The organism is Pseudomonas sp. SM4, assembly GCF_051913165.1.
GTDB lineage: Bacteria > Pseudomonadota > Gammaproteobacteria > Pseudomonadales > Pseudomonadaceae > Aquipseudomonas.
In genome coordinates, this window is the sequence record NZ_JBODOE010000003.1 from 517,101 (window position 1) to 533,444 (window position 16,344).

The 16,344-nt window shown below is 59.8% G+C and carries 16 protein-coding genes and 1 pseudogene; 7 read left to right on the forward strand and 10 right to left on the reverse strand.

The annotated features are described in order from the left end of the window. Positions 1-43: 43 nt before the first annotated feature. Positions 44-940 (forward strand): LysR family transcriptional regulator, encoded by an 897-nt coding sequence (locus tag ACQ4MY_RS08045; protein ID WP_440094695.1) that lies wholly within the window; start codon positions 44-46, stop codon positions 938-940. Positions 941-1,047: 107 nt separating this feature from the next. On the opposite strand, the gene ACQ4MY_RS08050 is transcribed toward ACQ4MY_RS08045, so the two are convergent. Together ACQ4MY_RS08050 and ACQ4MY_RS08055 are read right to left on the reverse strand one after the other, a co-directional pair. Beyond that, on the reverse strand, positions 1,048-2,661 hold the full coding sequence (locus tag ACQ4MY_RS08050; RefSeq protein ID WP_440094696.1) for an inorganic phosphate transporter: 1,614 nt from the start codon (positions 2,659-2,661) through the stop codon (positions 1,048-1,050). A 393-nt stretch (positions 2,662-3,054) separates the two neighbouring features. Beyond that, complete coding sequence (locus ACQ4MY_RS08055) at positions 3,055-4,077, reverse strand: transporter (RefSeq protein WP_440094698.1); 1,023 nt, start codon at positions 4,075-4,077, stop codon at positions 3,055-3,057. Positions 4,078-4,350: 273 nt separating this feature from the next. Between ACQ4MY_RS08055 and ACQ4MY_RS08060 the strand changes: the two are divergent. The 3 genes and pseudogenes from ACQ4MY_RS08060 (at position 4,351) to ACQ4MY_RS08070 (ending at position 7,051) form a co-directional block, all read left to right on the forward strand. Then, positions 4,351-5,975 (forward strand): annotated as a pseudogene (locus ACQ4MY_RS08060) (methyl-accepting chemotaxis protein). A gap of 109 nt (positions 5,976-6,084) precedes the next feature. Further along, positions 6,085-6,525, forward strand: coding sequence for a hypothetical protein (locus ACQ4MY_RS08065; RefSeq protein ID WP_440094700.1), 441 nt, complete (start codon positions 6,085-6,087; stop codon positions 6,523-6,525). 148 nt (positions 6,526-6,673) lie between these two features. Continuing rightward, positions 6,674-7,051: a hypothetical protein gene (locus ACQ4MY_RS08070; protein ID WP_440094702.1), complete on the forward strand. Its 378-nt coding sequence runs from the start codon at positions 6,674-6,676 to the stop codon at positions 7,049-7,051. 75 nt (positions 7,052-7,126) lie between these two features. Here ACQ4MY_RS08070 and ACQ4MY_RS08075 read toward each other — a convergent pair whose 3' ends face one another. Further along, positions 7,127-7,432, reverse strand: a complete 306-nt coding sequence (locus tag ACQ4MY_RS08075; protein ID WP_007917758.1) for a PepSY domain-containing protein — start codon at positions 7,430-7,432, stop codon at positions 7,127-7,129. A 168-nt stretch (positions 7,433-7,600) separates the two neighbouring features. Here ACQ4MY_RS08075 and ACQ4MY_RS08080 point away from each other — a divergent pair, with 168 nt between their 5' ends. Beyond that, entirely contained in the window at positions 7,601-8,479 is an 879-nt protein-coding gene (locus ACQ4MY_RS08080; RefSeq protein ID WP_440094704.1) for a sterol desaturase family protein, read from the forward strand. Position 8,480: 1 nt separating this feature from the next. On the opposite strand, the gene ACQ4MY_RS08085 is transcribed toward ACQ4MY_RS08080, so the two are convergent. Then, positions 8,481-9,164: a helix-turn-helix domain-containing protein gene (locus ACQ4MY_RS08085; RefSeq protein ID WP_440094705.1), complete on the reverse strand. Its 684-nt coding sequence runs from the start codon at positions 9,162-9,164 to the stop codon at positions 8,481-8,483. Continuing rightward, on the reverse strand, positions 9,165-10,292 hold the full coding sequence (locus ACQ4MY_RS08090; RefSeq protein WP_008084888.1) for a glycerophosphodiester phosphodiesterase: 1,128 nt from the start codon (positions 10,290-10,292) through the stop codon (positions 9,165-9,167). Between the two features lie 221 nt (positions 10,293-10,513). On the opposite strand from ACQ4MY_RS08090, the gene ACQ4MY_RS08095 reads away from it, so the two are divergent. Beyond that, a complete protein-coding gene (locus ACQ4MY_RS08095) occupies positions 10,514-10,840 on the forward strand; it encodes a DUF2025 family protein (RefSeq protein ID WP_440094707.1) in 327 nt (108 codons plus the stop codon). A 124-nt stretch (positions 10,841-10,964) separates the two neighbouring features. Here ACQ4MY_RS08095 and ACQ4MY_RS08100 read toward each other — a convergent pair whose 3' ends face one another. Both ACQ4MY_RS08100 and ACQ4MY_RS08105 read right to left on the reverse strand, forming a co-directional pair. After that, complete coding sequence (locus ACQ4MY_RS08100; protein WP_158833065.1) at positions 10,965-11,279, reverse strand: antibiotic biosynthesis monooxygenase family protein; 315 nt, start codon at positions 11,277-11,279, stop codon at positions 10,965-10,967. Then, complete coding sequence (locus tag ACQ4MY_RS08105) at positions 11,279-11,977, reverse strand: CTP synthase C-terminal region-related (seleno)protein (protein ID WP_440094710.1); 699 nt, start codon at positions 11,975-11,977, stop codon at positions 11,279-11,281. Before ACQ4MY_RS08105 ends, ACQ4MY_RS08100 begins: the two co-directional genes overlap by 1 nt. A gap of 137 nt (positions 11,978-12,114) precedes the next feature. Here ACQ4MY_RS08105 and ACQ4MY_RS08110 point away from each other — a divergent pair, with 137 nt between their 5' ends. Beyond that, positions 12,115-12,993 carry a LysR family transcriptional regulator gene (locus ACQ4MY_RS08110; RefSeq protein ID WP_440094770.1) on the forward strand — a complete coding sequence of 293 codons (879 nt, stop codon included), beginning with the start codon at positions 12,115-12,117 and terminating at the stop codon, positions 12,991-12,993. Here the strand turns inward: ACQ4MY_RS08110 and ACQ4MY_RS08115 are convergent, their stop codons facing one another. The 3 genes from ACQ4MY_RS08115 to ACQ4MY_RS08125 form a co-directional block, all read right to left on the reverse strand. Beyond that, positions 12,994-13,527, reverse strand: coding sequence for a DUF1003 domain-containing protein (locus ACQ4MY_RS08115; protein ID WP_440094711.1), 534 nt, complete (start codon positions 13,525-13,527; stop codon positions 12,994-12,996). 128 nt (positions 13,528-13,655) lie between these two features. After that, positions 13,656-14,975: a methyl-accepting chemotaxis protein gene (locus ACQ4MY_RS08120; protein ID WP_008084876.1), complete on the reverse strand. Its 1,320-nt coding sequence runs from the start codon at positions 14,973-14,975 to the stop codon at positions 13,656-13,658. Between the two features lie 192 nt (positions 14,976-15,167). Next, the gene (locus ACQ4MY_RS08125) at positions 15,168-16,235 is read right to left on the reverse strand and encodes a diguanylate cyclase (protein ID WP_440094713.1); all 1,068 of its coding nucleotides are present in this window, start codon (positions 16,233-16,235) and stop codon (positions 15,168-15,170) included. Between the last annotated feature and the right edge of the window lie 109 nt (positions 16,236-16,344).

Here is a 16,344-nt window from a genome sequence, read left to right on the forward strand (position 1 = left end):
TCGGAATCACTGATCGGCTAATCCGAACAATCAAAGGCCCGCCATGAACAAACTGGAACTGCTGCGCACCTTCGTGCGGGTCAGCGAACTGTCGAGTTTCACCCTCGCCGGGGAAAATCTCGGGCTGCCGCGCTCCACCGTGTCCGAGCATGTGCAAGCGCTGGAAGCGTTGCTCGGCACGCGCCTGCTGCAACGCACCACGCGCAAGGTGCAGGCGACGCAGGACGGTCTGGTGTTGTACGAACGCAGCAAAGACCTGCTCTCGCACATGGACGAGATCGAAGGCTTGTTTCGTCAGGACGAAGCGTCGCTGACCGGGCGCATTCGTGTCGACCTGCCGAATATTCTCGCGCGGCGTCTGGTCATGCCGAGCCTGCCGCAATTCATTGATCGCCATCCGAATCTGGAACTGGAAATCAGCAGCACCGACCGCCGCGTCGACCTGCTCAGCGAGGGCTTTGATTGCGTGGTGCGCATTGGCGCGCAGCCGGATCAATCGGTGGTGGCGCGGCACCTCGGCGATTTCCCGATGGTCAATTGCGCGAGCCCTGCGTACCTCGCGCGCTATGGCGTGCCGCAGACGCTGGAGGATTTGGCGCAGCATCGGCTGGTGCATTACGTCGGCGTGCTGGGTTCGCGTTCGGAAGGGTTTGTGTACGAGGAGGGCGGTCAGGTGAAGCGCTTGCCGATGGCCGGCAGCGTGACGGTCAACAGCACTGACGCTTATGAGTCGGCGTGCCTGGGCGGGTTTGGTCTGACGCAAGTGCCGCGAACCGGGTTGCAGCCGCATCTGGACAATGGCGAGTTGGTGACGGTGTTGCCGCAATTCACCGCGCCGGCGATGGGTATTTCATTGCTCTATGCCAGGCAGCGACATTTACCTCTGCGAGTACGGGTATTCATGGACTGGCTCGGCGATCTGATTCGCTCCGCCCTCTAACCAATACCACCCATCCAACTGTAGGAGCTGCCGCAGGCTGCGATCTTTTGATCTTTAAAAACAGGATCAAAAGATCGCAGCCTGCGGCAGCTCCTACAGGGGAATCATCAGAAGATTTGGGTGAACAGCCAATAGAGGCTGCCCGACAGCAGGATCGCCGCCGGCAATGTCAGCACCCACGCCATCAGCAGATTGCGGATGGTCTTCATCTGCAAGCCGCCGCCATTGGCGACCATGGTCCCGGCCACACCCGAGGACAACACATGCGTCGTCGACACCGGCAAGCCGAACATGTCCGCCGCACCAATGGTCAGCATCGCCACGGTTTCCGCCGAAGCTCCCTGCGCATACGTCAGGTGGGTCTTGCCGATCTTCTCGCCGACCGTCACGACAATCCGCTTCCAGCCAACCATGGTGCCCAACCCCAGCGCGATGGCCACGGCGATCTTCACCCACAGCGGAATAAACCGCGTGGCGTTGTCGATCTGTTGCTTGAACAGTTGCAGCTTGCTGCTGGTGTCGGCGTCGAAATTGCCGACCTTGTTCTTGTCCATCAGGCGAATGCTTTCGCTGGCCAGGTACATGTCGTTACGCACGTTGCCCATGGCTTCGGCCGGGACTTTCGCCAGCGAACCGTAGCCCCTGACTTCTTCGCCGATGTGCCCGGTGAGGGCGGCGAGGGCGGGGATCAGTTGCGGCGTGGCGTCCTTGCTGCGCACGTAGTCGGAGAGCACTGCGCGTGGATCGGCTGGCGTCGGCAGCGGTGCACTTTTCACCAGCGCTTGCTGGGTGACTTGCGCCACGGCGGCGAATTGCAGCGATTGTTCTTCCGGCATGGTGCGGTTCAGCGCGTAGGCCATCGGCAGCGTGCCGACCAGAATCAACATGATCAGGCCCATGCCTTTCTGCCCGTCGTTGGAGCCGTGAGCGAAGGACACGCCGGTGCAGGTCAAGATCAACAAACCGCGAATCCACCACGGCGGCGGGGTGTTGCCTTCCGGCGCCTTGTACAGCGAGCGATTTTTCACGAACGCGCGTAACGCCAGCAGCAACAGCGCCGCACAACCGAACCCCACCAGCGGCGACAGCAGCAACGCGTAACCGATCTTCGTCGCCTGCGCCCAGTCGACACCGCTGGTGCCGTCGCGGCCATGCATCAAGGCATTGGCCACACCGACGCCGATGATCGAGCCGATCAGCGTGTGCGAAGACGACGCCGGCAAACCCAGCCACCAGGTGCCGAGGTTCCACAGGATCGCGGCGATCAACAGGGCGAAGATCATCGCGAACCCGGCAGACGATCCGACTTGCAGAATCAGCTCCACCGGCAGCAACGCGATGATGCCGAACGCCACCGCGCCGCTCGACAGCAGCACACCGAGGAAGTTGAAAAACCCCGACCAGACTACGGCGACGTTCGGCGGCAGCGAGTGCGTATAAATCACGGTTGCGACGGCATTGGCGGTGTCGTGGAAGCCGTTGACGAACTCAAAGCCCAGCGCAATCAGCAGCGCCACGCCGAGCAGCAGGAACGGCGTCCACGTGGTGACCACCGTGCCGAGTTCGTGCATGTCGTGCATCAGGCTGTAGGCGGTGAACAGCATCCCCATTGCCAGCACGGCGAAAAAAATCACGTAGGTGAACGGCCCGGTTTTCTTGTCGAGCGCCGGCCGGCCGCTGGCGGCGGAGGCCGAGCTGGCGGTCAGGGAGGGAGTAGCCATGGGAGGACAATCCTGAGCGAGGGAAGGAATGTCGCCCATGATCATTGCAGAATGTTACAGAGAGACTGCGACAGATCAGTGTTTGGATGAATAGCGCAACCATTGATCTAAAGGGAAAGGAGGACGCAGGAGCAATGATTTACCTGTGGTGAGGGGATTTATCCCCGTTCGGCTGCGCAGCAGTCGTAAATCCGGCAGACGCGGTTCAACTGAAAAACCGGGGTGAATGGTTTTGGGGCTGCTTCGCAACCCATCGGGGATAAATCCCCTCGCCACAGGATCTGTGTCACCAAGACAGCTCTCTGTCACCACAATGGATCTGTGTCACCAAGACAGCTCCCTGTCACCACAATGGGATCTCTGTCTCCACAATGGATCTGCGATGGACAAGGGTCAGTAGTCGCCTCTTTTACGAAACGCCCAACGCCCGGCAATCACGGTAAACGTCGCCACCAGCGCAACCAATATCCAGAACCCTTCCGGATCCTGCGACAACGGCACGCCGCCGACATTCATGCCGAAAAAACCGGCAATGATGTTGATCGGCAACGCTAGGACTGTCACCACCGTCAAAGTAAACAGTGTGCGGTTGCTTTGTTCGTTGAGGTTGGCGGCGATCTCTTCCTGGAGCAATTTGATCCGCTCACCCAACGCCGTGAGGTCGTTGATGATCAGCGCAAACTCTTCGGTGGACTTGCGCAACTCCTTGACGTCCTCCGTCTGCAACCACGGCGGCGGGCGATTGAGCAGACGCAGCAACGAGCCCGGCTCCAGCGCCAGCAACCGTTGCAAGCGCACCAACACCCGGCGGTTGGCACCGAGTTCGGCGCGGTTAGTCGACAGCCGTGAGGAGAGCAATTCGTCCTCGACCTGGTCAACGCTCAGGCTGGTCTTGCGCACGATCTGCGTGAGCACTTCACCCTGATCACGGAGCAGATGCACCAGCAGTTCCGACGGTGAACGAAAGCGCTCGCCGGCCTTCACCGACGAGCGCAATTTGTCCACCGAATGCAGCGGTTGCAAGCGCGCACTGACGATCAGTTTGCTGCGCACACAGACCCACAGTGTCGACACGTCGGAGGAGACCATGCTGCTGAGGTTGAACACCACATCGTTGACCACCGCCAACAACGCCGAGTCGACATGTTCGATGCGCGTCGAACGCGAACCTTCGTGCAGCGCTTCGAAAAATTCTTCGGGCAATTGCAGATGACTTTTCATCCAGCGTTCACAGGCGGCGTGAGCCAGGTTCAGATGCAGCCAGAGAAATTCGTCACTGTCATTGTCGTCCTGCAAACAGCGCAAAGCGGTCGCCGAATCGACTTCGCGGCCACGTTCGCCGGGCAGGAAACGAAAGCCGTAGAGCAGGCCAAACAGATCAGGATCGCGATGGCTGATATCGAGGCTGTGGTTCATGAAGGCTCGCTGCGAAGAGGGCGGCTGGCGCGGGAATTTCAGGTTCACCTGAGCGGCATCATCGCAATGTCACATGACGTTTGTGTGACAGCAAAATGACGTCAAATCAACGCATTACCAGCGGTCGGGGAAATCTCAAGAAGCGCTCTGGCGCGCCGATCACGGGTGAGTTAGCTTGCGCGCCATTGGCCTCGAGCCAAGGTTCGCCGACAGGGAAGTCCGGCCACTTTTCACGCTCGTTTTGGGCGTGCCTCATCCCTGTCATGAGTACCTGTGATGCTGCAAAAATCCCTGAGAGCGCAAATTCTCGCCCTGCTGAGCGGCAGCCTGCTGGCGATGTTGTTGATCGCGCTGGCCTGTTTTCACTTTCTGTCCAACGGCGTGCAAAGCTACAGCCAGTTGATCGCCGGCCCGTTGCACACTTCGCAACTGATCGATGAGGCCAACCTGCAATTCAAGGTGCAGGTGCAGGAATGGAAAAACGTTTTGCTGCGCGGCAAACAACCGGCGGACCTGGCCAAGTACTGGAGCCAGTTCGAAGACCGTCAGCGCGATGTACAGAATATTCTCGGTGAACTGGCCGGTCAGAAAGGCATCGAGCGAGCCTGAAATCGCGCATCGAACGTTTGCGTGAAGAACATCGTCAGTTGGGCAGCGCCTATCAGAAGGGCCGCGATGCCTACGTCGCTGCCGGTGGCGATCCGAGCGCAGGCGACAACGCCGTCAAAGGTGTCGACCGCGCCGCCAGCGACCAGATGAGCGAACTGGTCGCCGAGTTGCGCAAGCAGGGTACCGAGCAATCGGCGCTGATCAGTGCCGAGGCCGATCGCACGGTGTTGTTCGGTCTGTTGGTGATGCTCGCTTCGGGTGTGGTGATCGGCCTGCTGAGCCTGTGGCTGGTCAACCGCAATCTGGTCGAGCCGATTCGCAAGCTCATCGACTACGTCACTCAGTTGAGTCGCGGCAAACTCGCTGAACGTGTGGTCAGCGACCGCCAGGATGAGTTGGGCAACCTCGCCGCTGCGGCCAATACCCTGCGTGATTTCCTCGCCGAAACCTTCACCCGTCTGCAACGCAGCGCCAGCGATCTGGACAGCGCCAGCGGCGAGTTGAATGCGATCGCCACGACCATGGCCGGTGGCACCAACGAGCAGTTCAACCGCACCGATCAAGTGGCCACGGCGATGAACGAAATGTCCGCCACCGCGCAGGAAGTGGCACGTCATGCCGCCGATGCTGCACGTGCCGCCGACGATGCCGACCAGTCTGCCCAGCAGGGTGAAAAGGTCATGCAGAGCACCATCCATTCGATCACGCAGATGCGCGGCGAAATCGCCAACACCGCGACCGTCATCCGGCGTCTGGAAGCTGACAGCGGTCGCATTGGCAAAGTGCTGGAAGTGATTCGCGGGATTGCCGAGCAGACCAACTTGCTGGCACTCAACGCTGCGATCGAAGCGGCGCGCGCCGGTGAAGCCGGGCGTGGTTTTGCGGTGGTCGCCGATGAGGTGCGCAACCTCGCCCAACGCACCGCTGAGTCGATCATCGAGATCAACCAGATCATTCAGAACGTGCAGACCGGTGCGGTCGACGCGGCGCAAGCGATTGAAAGCGGTCAGTCGCGCAGTGATGAAAGCGTCGAGCAAGTGACCCAGGCGGGCGCAATGCTGGAGCGCATCACCCACGCGGTCGAGGCGATTCGCGACATGAACCGTCAGATCGCGACTGCTGCCGAAGAGCAGACCTCGGTGGCCGAGGATATCTCGCGCAACCTCACCGAGATCACCTCGATCGCCAGCACCAACCTCGACAACGTGCAGCGCACCGAAAGCGCCAGCCAGAACCTGCACGGGTTGTCGGGGCAACTGAACGAAGTCACTGCACGCCTGAGCGCGTGACCCTTTGACTGTGTACCGGTTCGGATACCGAGTCGCTACACAGTCGATCTCAACTTGCGGCGGCCATGGTCGATGACCGGTTATCTATCACCGGCATTGGAGCACTCCCATGGTCAGCATCACTTCTGTTTCGATCAACCAGACCCTCAGCACCTCGACCAGCAAAACCGCGATCAGCGACGTCAGCGAAGACGCGGCAACCGCCGCCTCTTCGAGCACTGGGGCTGCCACCGACGCACCGAAAGCGGCCGGTGGCGCGGCGCCTGCGGGTGGCAGCAGTTCCAGCAGCAGCGAAGAATCGGATTCGGTGAAAGAACTGCGCAAGCAGATCGCCGAACTGCAAAAGCAATTGCAGGAACAACAGCAAGCGCTGCAAGCGGCGCAGGCCAAGCAGGAAAGCTCGGAGGCCAAAGCCGCCGACGTCGCCGCCGCTCAGGCGCAGATAGCCAGCACTTCGGCTTCGCTGCAAACCGCCACATCGGCCTTGCTGCAGGCGCTGCAGGATTCGGACAGCAGCAGTTCGGGCTCGCTGGTCAGCACAACGGCATAACCGTTGGTCGCTTTATCGGCGGCTTTACGCCTGAAGGAGTCTGCACCTGTAATTTCTGACAGTAGACGGTCTTCGGCCTGCGCCTGATAGTCCTGACATGCCGGCGGATCAGGGCATGGTGATTTGCGAACCTATCAGGAGAACTGCAATGGCCGAAGAATTGTTACAAATGAGTCTTGTCGCGGGGCAAAAGACAGTTATCTATTCAAATGAAGTTGATGTCCTGACACCTAGAGTTGCCATTCCAGCTCGTGATTTTGTACTCGGTGAAGTCATCGTCGTTACGATGGGCGAAACCGAAGTTGCCCGACATGTTTACCGCGAAGGCGATCATTTTGTCGTGCATGTGATTCTGGATAAGTCGAAGCTGCATCAAGTCGTCGGTACGGTCGACTTTGGCTATAAAATTGTTGTCATCGATGATGACCAGAAAGAAAGAGTAGTGGCCACTTCAAAAACGATTCGCGCTGAAGTTCACTCGTTCAATAGCAGTACGAGTTCGTCTTTCTCGAACGTGTTGGAATGACCCTCTAAATGACCTCGTAAAAACAAAAAAACACCTGCACGACTCATCACCGTGCAGGTGTTTTCATTCAGGCGATCAAGTGTCTTGTTTGTTGCTCAGCACCTTGCCGGTGGTGGCGTCGAAGTCGACATCGAACTCTTTGCCGTCAGCGGTTTTCAGCTCGACTTCGTATTCGTAACCGTTGAAGTGGTTATCCAGGTCGGTGTCAGTGATGGTCGCACCCGGGTGCAGTTTCAGCGCTTCGGCGTTCATCGATTCCAGCGACTTGATCTTGCCGGACTTGACCAGTTCAGGGATCTGGTCGACGCGAACATCAGCCTGGGCCAGGCCAGCAGTCAGGGTCAGGGCGGCGGCAGTAAACAGGGCAGTCAAGGTTTTCATCGGTTCAATCCTTTTAATGTTTGTCGGAGCGGTGTGCTGTTTGAGTGAGTTCAGGTTAATCACCGCAACTTAACTCACCCTTAAAAACACCACGCTCGATTGCGTCGTTTGTTCAATTGCCGCACAACGGAACATCTCAAGCTGTGCCTTCGATCAATGGAGGTGCAGATGAAACGTATCTTTGCGGGCGTGTATGCGCCGCTGTTCTGGGCCGGCTTCATTGGCGCCGGGGTGTGGCTGAGCGACGTCTCGACGCTGGCGTTGTTGCCGCTGTTCGGGTTGGCGCTGGCCGTGTCGTTCGCGGCGGAATGGGCGTTGCCCTATGAGGTGTGCTGGAACCGTGCGTCCGGTGATCGGCGGCGCGATATCCTGCATGCGCTGGTCAACGAAGCCTTGAGTGCGCTGGGATTGCTCGCCTTGCCCGGGCTGGTCGCACTGCTGGCGATCGACGGCGTATGGCCCAAAGGCTGGCCGCTTTGGCTGCAACTGGGCTTGGCGATATTGATTGCCGATGCAGGCATCAGCCTGATGCATTACGCCAGTCATCGTGTGTCGTGGCTGTGGCGATTGCATGCGGTGCATCACAGCGTAGAACGTTTATATGGCTTCAACGGATTGATGAAGCATCCGCTGCATCAGTTGCTGGAAGCGTCAGCCGGGCTGCTGCCGTTGCTGGTGCTGGGCATTCCTTCGCCAGTGGCGGCGCTGCTGGCGTTTGCCATCGCGATTCAACTGCTGCTGCAACATTCAAACGTCGACATGCGCCTCGGATATTTGCGCTGGATCTTTGCCTGGGCGCCACTGCATCGTTTTCATCACATGAAGTACGGGCGCGCCGGTGACGTCAACTTCGGCCTGTTCTTCACCCTGTGGGACTGGCTGCTGGGCACCGCGTTTTATACCGAGGATTATCGAATCGGGCCGGGCGATCTGGGGATCGGCAGTCGAGCGGATTTTCCCCGTGACTACGTCGCGCAATTGCTTGATCCGTTAGCCACGGTAACGCTAAATCGCGAGCCACCAGTGCCCGCCGCGCTGCGTCGTTGAGTCAATCGAGCATTTGCAGTTCGATGTGCTGCAAGGCCTGGCGCGCGGTCACACCGAAGAGTTTTTTCAGGCTGCGCGAGAAGTGCGCCGAGTCGGCGAAGCCTGCATTGTGCGCAGCGATGGTCACCGCATCACCCGCCAGTACCGACGCCATCGCCATGCGCAGGCGCCGCCACAGCACCAACCGGCGCACGGGTAAGCCGACGTGATCGACCAGCAACCGTTGCAATTGGCTCAGGGACAGATTCGCCGTGTCGGCCACCGCCCGCGCGGCGACTTTGTCTGTCAGCGAGGCGTCGATGGCCGCCAGCGCCCGTGCGATCCGTGGATCACTCAGCGAACGTCGCGGGCATTGGCGTAGCGCTTGATCCAATGCCGGCAGCGACAGTTCGGCGCAGAACACCGCTTCGCGCAATGTTGGCGCGGCGAACATCAACGGTTCGGCATACACGGTCAACAGCGGATCCGGAGCATCGATAATGGCGTGGCGCGTGTTGGAGGCGATCAGCAATTGCGAGGTGCTGACGGTTTCGCCCTCGAGCCATACCGTTGCCGGTCGCTCAGGGGCGAGGATGATCTGGTGGGCATAGTGTGAATGGGGCGCGGTGCGCCCCGACACTCCGTGGATCAGGCCATAGTCGTGCCCCAGCCAGAGGCGGCCTGTCCACTCGGTGTGTGCGGTCACTCAGTAACCATTGTTCTTCAACAGCTGATCGACACTGGCGGCCGCCGGGCGTTTGTAGAACTTCAACAGTTCACTGGCGCGGTTGGTGAAGATGCCGTCGACACCGGCAGCCATGACTTTCTCGAAGTCCACCGGCTCGTCGACCGTGTAAACGTGAACCAACAGACCCTGATCGTGGGTGTACTTGTTCATCCACGGCTGCACCAGATCCGAATAGCTCTGATCGCCGCCGTGGGTCAGTTTCGCCGACGGTCCGGTGCCGATTGCACCCTGCGCCTTGGCGTAGTCGATCCACTGCTTGAACTCGGCTTCCGATTTCGGTTCCTGCTTGCCGTAGTAGGCGTTTTTGTCCTTCTCGCCAGACTCGGCGAAGGTCACCTTGGACTTCGCGTCCATGCCGCCTTCACCGACCCACAACAGGAGGATCTTCGGCACTTGCGGCATTTCTTTCTGCAGCAGTTCGAGGCTGTTTTTCTCGAAGGTTTGCAGAATCACTTTGCCCTTGCCCTGACCCACGCCCAGTGCGCTTTTCGCCAGTTTGGAGCCAGCCGGGCTCAGCCAGCCACGGTCCTGCAGTTTCTCTTTCAGATCGTGCTCGATACCGGGGAACAGTTGCGGCTCCTTGGTCTCGATGTACAGGCCCGGTTTGTGCTGTGCATTGGCCTGGGCGATGTCGATGATTTCATCCAGGGTCAGAATTTTCAGACCGACATAGGACGGGCGCGCGCGATCCGGGTATTTGGCGTTGTACCAGCTGCCGGCGTCGAGGGTTTTCAGTTCGGCCATGGTGAAGGCATTGGCCGGGCTGTCCTTGCGATCCGGGAACTTGGTCGCGACGTCAGTGGTGCGTTGCAGGTTGTTGTCGTGCAGGGCGAACAGCACGCCGTCCTTGCTGCGCTGCAAGTCCATTTCCAGGTAATCGGCACCCAGATCACGCGCCAGTCTGTACGAGGCAGCGGTGGATTCCGGTGCATCGAAGGACGCGCCACGGTGGGCGATCACCGCCGGGTGCGGAATGCCGTGAGCCGCTGCGACAACGTTGGGCTCAGCATGGCTGGCGGCCTGCGCCTGACCGAGGCCGAGTAACAGGCTCAGCAAGAGTGCGCTTTTGGTGAAAGTGGCGGGCATGTTCGAGATCCTTTCGCGGGTCTGTTTCAAAGACGTACCTTTTAACAATTGAAACGATTGCGTGCTATCGCCAGACCGACATAAACGTATTAAAAGCGTTTTTTCCTGCACTTTTGTGTCGCCGTTTGCAGTACGCTTGCCCTCGGCAGACGTCCCGGCAGAGGGCGCGCCGTACAGTTGCCCTGCGTGTAAACCATCGATCCTTTTTCGTGAGGTTTACCATGCGCATCACCTCCCAACTTATCTGCCAGGCCGCCGACGACCTCAAAGGCTTTGTCGGCCTCAACCGTAAAACCAATCAATACATCGTGCGTTTCAGCGAAGATTCGTTCGGCATGGACGTCGCCGATCACGGCATCATGCCTACCCGTGAATTTGTCTGGGCGCAGGCATCAGAGCAGACCATGACGCTCAAACGAGAGCGAATCCAGTTGCTGCTGGACCAGAATATTGATGAGCGCATCAACATCACCGAACCGTTGCGGGTGTATATGCAGAAGGTTGAAGTGCCGGAGATTGTGGCGCAGCGCAGTCTGGTGCACGGCTGAGAATCTGCGGTGACAGGCAGGGCCCCATCGCTGGCAAGCCAGCTCCCACAGAGATTGGCGGCGCTCACAGAACCTGTGGGAGCTGGCTTGCCAGCGATGGGGGCCCCGCAATACACGATGACACTCAACTCACGAACGCATACTCGCGTTCAACCCTGCACACCCGCGTATGAAACGCCGAGTACCAGATCTCGCGCCCGCGCGCCTGGATCAACCGATGCTCAGGATGCTGTCGCCACGCCAAAATCGCCGCCTCGCTCTGCCAGTACGACACGGTGATGCCGACGCCGTCGGCCCCGCGAATCGACTCCACTCCGACAAAACCAGGTTGTTCGCGCACCAGCTCGGCCATGCGTGCTGCCGCTTCGGCATAACCGTTGTCGCCCTCGGTGCGGGTCGAGGTGAAGATCACCGCAAAATAATCGCCCTCTGGCTTCATCAGCGCGGCCCCCTGCAAGCTTCGACAAACGCCCGCACCAGCGGCGGCATCTGGCCTTTGAGCGCGGCGCGTTCCGGCTGGAACAACGTCGCGACAAAAAACGGATGGCCCTTGAGTTCAAGCGCGCGCAAATCCCCTGAGCGATCGTGGCCCACAGCCTGTAGTCGATTACTCAATAACTCGCGTTCGAACTGCGGATTCACGCCATAGCGGCAGCGGTAGCCTTCATGAATATCGGACGTTTCGTACGCGTTGGCGATCAACGAACCGGGCCGCAGATGGATGCCGTCGACGGCTTCGACCAGCGAGCAAGTCAGTGGCGTGAGCAGCGCCCTTGCCGATTCGGGCGACGTCTCGCCATGCTCGGCATCGGCCCAGCCCATAACGTTGCGGGAATATTCCAGCACGGCATGCTGAAAACCGCCGCAGGTGCCAAGGAACGGGCGTTGTTGCTCGCGGGCGAAACGGATTGCGCGCAGGGCGCCGGCTTCACTTTTGTACGGGCTGGCGGGGACACACCAGAAGCCGTCGAAGTGTTGCAGCGGTGTATCGGCGTGGATCTGATCAGTGGCCAGCCATTCCAATTGCAGCGTCTGGCCGAAGTGTTCGGCGACAAGACCGAGGGCCACCGGGATGGCCTGGTGGGCAGTCACTTGCGGGTCGTAATCGCCGATCAGGGCGATGGAAACAGCGTCCATGTGAATTCCTTATCTTGAATGTATCGATGAATCCCCTCACCACAGGGTTTGAGTCTGGCTCAGAGAGAACGCGATTGTCGGCTGCCGATGCTCACTATAGATTGGCGTCCACGCACTCAATATTGGCGTTTCCCCAAGTGATCAATGCAGCGACGCACTATCAACTCGATTATCCCGATCTGGCCCTGATCCTCGCCCTGGTGCGCGGCGGCTCTCTGGCCCGCGCTGCGCAGCTGTTGAAAGTAGACGTTTCGACGGTGTTTCGTGCGGTGCGGCGCCTCGAAGCGTCCCTCGGCCAGCAACTGTTCGAAAAAAGTCGCGCCGGGTACCTGCCGACCACGCTCGCGCAAACCCTCGCCGAACAGGCCGAACGCGCCGAGCAGGCGCTCGACGCTGCGCGCATCGGGGTAGAGCAGGGCGGTGAAGTGATCAGCGGCACGGTGCGCCTGACCTGCACCGATTCGGTATTGCAAAGCTTGCTGCTGCCGGCGCTGGCGCGGTTCATGCCCAACTACCCGGCGCTGACGATCGAATTGAGCACGTCCAACGATTTCGCCAACCTCAGCCGCCGCGACGCCGACATTGCCTTGCGCCTGACGCGGACACCGCCAGAACACCTGGTCGGACGGCAATTGGCGAAGATTTCCTACCGGGTCTGCGCCAGTGCGCGTTATCTGCAAAACGTCGATGCGACGGATCTGGCCGCGCTCACCTGGATTGCCCCGGACGACTTCCTGCCCGATCACCCGACGATCGCCTGGCGCCGCCAGCAATTGCCCGGTGTCACTCCGAGTTATCGCTGCAACAGCATGTTGTCCGTCACCGAACTGGTGCGCGCCGGGTTGGGTGTAGCGGCACTGCCGGACTTTCTGATCAGCGAAGGTTTGCAAGCCTTGGGCGAACCGCTGCACGGTTATGACACGGCGCTTTGGTTGCTGACCCGTCCGGACTGTCGGGCGTTGCGCTCGGTGGTGACGTTGTTCGATGAACTCGGACGGGCATTACGCTTGCCCTGATCAGCGTTGCGGGTTTTGCTTCATGTGCTGATGCATCTCGCTGGTGAGATTCTCGATGCGTTCGGTCAGACTCTTGGTCATCTCGGTCAGGCGGGTGTTCTGTTGCAGCAGTTCGAGCAGCTGCGCGGTGTTCTGCGCGGCCTGGGCCTGACGCTCGGTGTTGGCCTGCGCGAGGGCTTCACGGTGTAGCGCGTCGGCGTCCGCCTGCGCCTTGTCGCGCGCGGCCTGACGGGTTTGGGCGAGCAGGATCAGCGGCGCGGCGTAGGCCGATTGCAGGCTGAACGCGAGGTTCAGCAGGATGAACGGGTAGACGTCGAATGTGGTCACGCCAAAGACGTTGAGGCTGACCCACAGTAGCACGATCAAGGTTTGCGCACCGAGGAACGTCGGCGTGCCGAAGAACCGTGCAAACGCCTCGGCGCGCAGTGCGAAGGTGTCGTTGCCGAAGGTGGTGGCGAGGTGGGCGTGGGGGCGGTGGAAGCGCAGGTGATCGACGGGGGCGGTTTCAGGTGATGCGGGTTTTTCAGTGGTCATGAGGTACTCGGCAGGGCGTGGACGTGTAGTCACTATAGCCCTGCGTTGTGGTGGGCGGCCTCTTCGCGGGCAAGCCTTGCTCCTACAGAACGATGGCGGCGACGCGATCTACCTGGCTGCCCCCGACATCACCCCGGCGCTCGCTCGTTGGCAAACATGCTCACTGCCTCCACCGCTTCACTGGCGCCATCACGAATCTGCAAAATCACCGTCCCCGCCTGATTCGCCAACTCGACGCCGTCCGCCGCACGACCTCGGGTGCCGTCCATGCTCTTGATCGCCTGGCGGGTTTCACTCTGGATCAAACCGATCATGTTGGAAATCTCGGCGGTCGACCCGCTGGTGCGCGCCGCCAGTTGCCGCACCTCGTCCGCGACCACGGCAAAACCGCGACCCTGCTCACCGGCACGCGCGGCCTCGATCGCGGCGTTGAGCGCCAGCAGATTGGTCTGATCGGCAATCGCGCGGATGGTGTTGACGATGGCGGTGATCTGCTCGGAGCGCTCGCCCAGCTGGGCGATCAAGGTTGAAGACTGCGCGATGTCATCGGCGATTTCGCGCATTTCACTGGCGGCCTGCTGGATCACCTGAGTGCCTTGCTCGGCGACTTTTCGCGTCGCCACCGAGATGTGATAGGCCGCGCTGGCGCTGCGTGCATCTTGTTCGTGTTGCTCGACCCGCGCGGTGACGTCGGAGGCGAACTTGACCACTTTGCACAACCGCCCCGCAGCGTCGTAGACCGGGTTGTAATTGGCTTCCAGCCACACCGTTTGCCCGCGTTTGTCGACGCGCTCAAATTGCCCGTGGAAAAATTCGCCCTGGTTCAAGCGTCGCCAGAAATCCTGATAGGCGCTGCTGTTGACCAGCGCGGCGGTGCAGAACAAACGGTGATGCTTGCCCTTGAGCTCGGCGAGGGTGTAACCCATGCGTGTCAGAAAATTCTGATTAGCCGTGAGAATACTGCCGTCGAGATTGAATTCGATCACCGCCATCGCCCGGTCAATCGCTTGCAACCTGGCATTGGCGTCACTTTCCTGCTGCACCCTGGCGGTCACGTCCATGGCGTACTTGACCACTTTGACCACACGGCCCGAGGCATCCTTGATCGGGTTGTAACTGGCTTCGAGCCAGATCGGCTGGCCCTGGCCATTGACCCGCTCAAACGTGCCGGACTGGAACTGACCATTTTTCAAACGTGACCACAGCTCATTGTACTGGGCGCTGCGACCAAATTCGGGCGTGCAGAAATGCCGGTGTGCCTGACCGATCACCTGCTCGGGCGCATAGCCCATGGTCTTGAGAAAGTTGTCGTTGGCGCGCAGCACCACGCCGTCGAGATTGAATTCGATCACTGCCATCGAGCGATTGATCGCGTCGAGCAGGCCGGATTGTTCGGTCAGGGTGTGCTGGAGTTCGTCGAGGGCAGCTTTGTGACGGTTGAAAAACATGTTCGCAATACTCTGGAAGAAGGGACGAGTGGGTGATTCAGTCCCTGTTCCCGCGCTTGCAGGCCGAATACGCAGGGTGGCATTCGGCGGTGACTGCTCAATGCCAGCGTTCCATGGCTGGCAGATGGCTACTTATACAAAACTTCATAAACTTGTACAAGAAAGTAATTTTTTACAATTTTGTATAAGTTTTCAGGCGCCAGCGTCCTGAGTGACGGGGCGGCTCAAGGCTACGCTGATGGTGTTACGACCCGTGTGTTTCGCGGTATACAGCGCTTTGTCGGCATCATCCAGCCAATCCAGTGCGTCCTTGTACACGTTTTGATACCGCGCCAAACCGATACTCAGGCTCACTCGCAGCTCGGGCACATCGGGGTGGCGATACCGCTGCAAGGCTTCCCGCAACTGCTCCATCACGGCTTCGGCCTTGTTCAGCGGCAGGCTCGGCAGAATCACGCAGAACTCATCGCCGCCATATCGGCCGGCCAACTCGTATTCATCGAGCACGTGTTTGAGCGCCTTGCTCAACTGGCGCAGCGCCGCGTCGCCGACGATATGCCCGTAGCTGTCATTGATTCCCTTGAAGTGATCGATGTCGATCAGTGCCAGCGTGGCGGCGGTGTTGTGTTGCCGGCACTGTTGAAACTTCAGGTGCAGCAGGTCTTTCCACGCGCCATGGTTGAGCAGGCCGGTGAGGCTGTCGGTGCGACTGAGGGCACTGAGCGCGCGCTTGTGTTGCGAGAGTTTGATCGCCAGTTGGTAACAGACCATGCCTAGCGCCAACGGGTACAGCGTCAGCATCGGCAGGCAGGCCCAGACTTGCGTCTGCGTCATTGTCAGGTTGAATTTGAAACCGAAGATCGCCCAGCCCGACAGCACACCAGCGAGTTGGGCGAGGGCGCCGAACACGAACAATCGATGGCCACCGGCGGCGACGTTGTTCATGGTCATCATCGACAGGATGGTCACGGTGGTCAGCGGATTGAACTGGAAACACGCGGCCCAGAAACCGCCGCACATCGAGTCATAGAGCAGATTGCGTCGCTCGGCCTGATAGGGGAACGCCGCACGCGTGGAGATCTGGTAAGCCAGATGCGGCCAGGCAAAACCGTTGAACAACAGCAATGCCCAGATCCAGCTCGGCAAGCCCAGCGGATACAGCGCGGCGCCGACGCTGAAAAAACCGACGCCCAGCCCGATGGCCCGTGGCAGGTAAATGCGTCGGGCGAATGACAAGCCTTTGCCGCGGTGGTTTTCCATGAGGCCCTGCGCGAAATTCATCCTGAAATACTTTGCAGTATATTTCTTCAGGCCGACCGTCCGTCGGTCGATTGTCGGACATTGTCATTTATTCCAACGGGAATAATCA

Excerpts from the sequence above, each read along its gene's own strand:
- ACQ4MY_RS08065 (WP_440094700.1), top strand. The coding sequence starts at position 6,085 with ATGGTCAGCATCACTTCTGTTTCGATCAACCAGACCCTCAGCACCTCG.
- ACQ4MY_RS08075 (WP_007917758.1), bottom strand. The coding sequence starts at position 7,432 with ATGAAAACCTTGACTGCCCTGTTTACTGCCGCCGCCCTGACCCTGACT.
- ACQ4MY_RS08080 (WP_440094704.1), top strand. The coding sequence starts at position 7,601 with ATGAAACGTATCTTTGCGGGCGTGTATGCGCCGCTGTTCTGGGCCGGC.
- ACQ4MY_RS08120 (WP_008084876.1), bottom strand. The coding sequence starts at position 14,975 with ATGTTTTTCAACCGTCACAAAGCTGCCCTCGACGAACTCCAGCACACC.
- ACQ4MY_RS08105 (WP_440094710.1), bottom strand. The coding sequence starts at position 11,977 with ATGGACGCTGTTTCCATCGCCCTGATCGGCGATTACGACCCGCAAGTG.
- ACQ4MY_RS08090 (WP_008084888.1), bottom strand. The coding sequence starts at position 10,292 with ATGCCCGCCACTTTCACCAAAAGCGCACTCTTGCTGAGCCTGTTACTC.
- ACQ4MY_RS08125 (WP_440094713.1), bottom strand. The coding sequence starts at position 16,235 with ATGGAAAACCACCGCGGCAAAGGCTTGTCATTCGCCCGACGCATTTAC.
- ACQ4MY_RS08095 (WP_440094707.1), top strand. The coding sequence starts at position 10,514 with ATGCGCATCACCTCCCAACTTATCTGCCAGGCCGCCGACGACCTCAAA.
- ACQ4MY_RS08115 (WP_440094711.1), bottom strand. The coding sequence starts at position 13,527 with ATGACCACTGAAAAACCCGCATCACCTGAAACCGCCCCCGTCGATCAC.
- ACQ4MY_RS08045 (WP_440094695.1), top strand. The coding sequence starts at position 44 with ATGAACAAACTGGAACTGCTGCGCACCTTCGTGCGGGTCAGCGAACTG.
- ACQ4MY_RS08070 (WP_440094702.1), top strand. The coding sequence starts at position 6,674 with ATGGCCGAAGAATTGTTACAAATGAGTCTTGTCGCGGGGCAAAAGACA.
- ACQ4MY_RS08100 (WP_158833065.1), bottom strand. The coding sequence starts at position 11,279 with ATGAAGCCAGAGGGCGATTATTTTGCGGTGATCTTCACCTCGACCCGC.
- ACQ4MY_RS08050 (WP_440094696.1), bottom strand. The coding sequence starts at position 2,661 with ATGGCTACTCCCTCCCTGACCGCCAGCTCGGCCTCCGCCGCCAGCGGC.
- ACQ4MY_RS08055 (WP_440094698.1), bottom strand. The coding sequence starts at position 4,077 with ATGAACCACAGCCTCGATATCAGCCATCGCGATCCTGATCTGTTTGGC.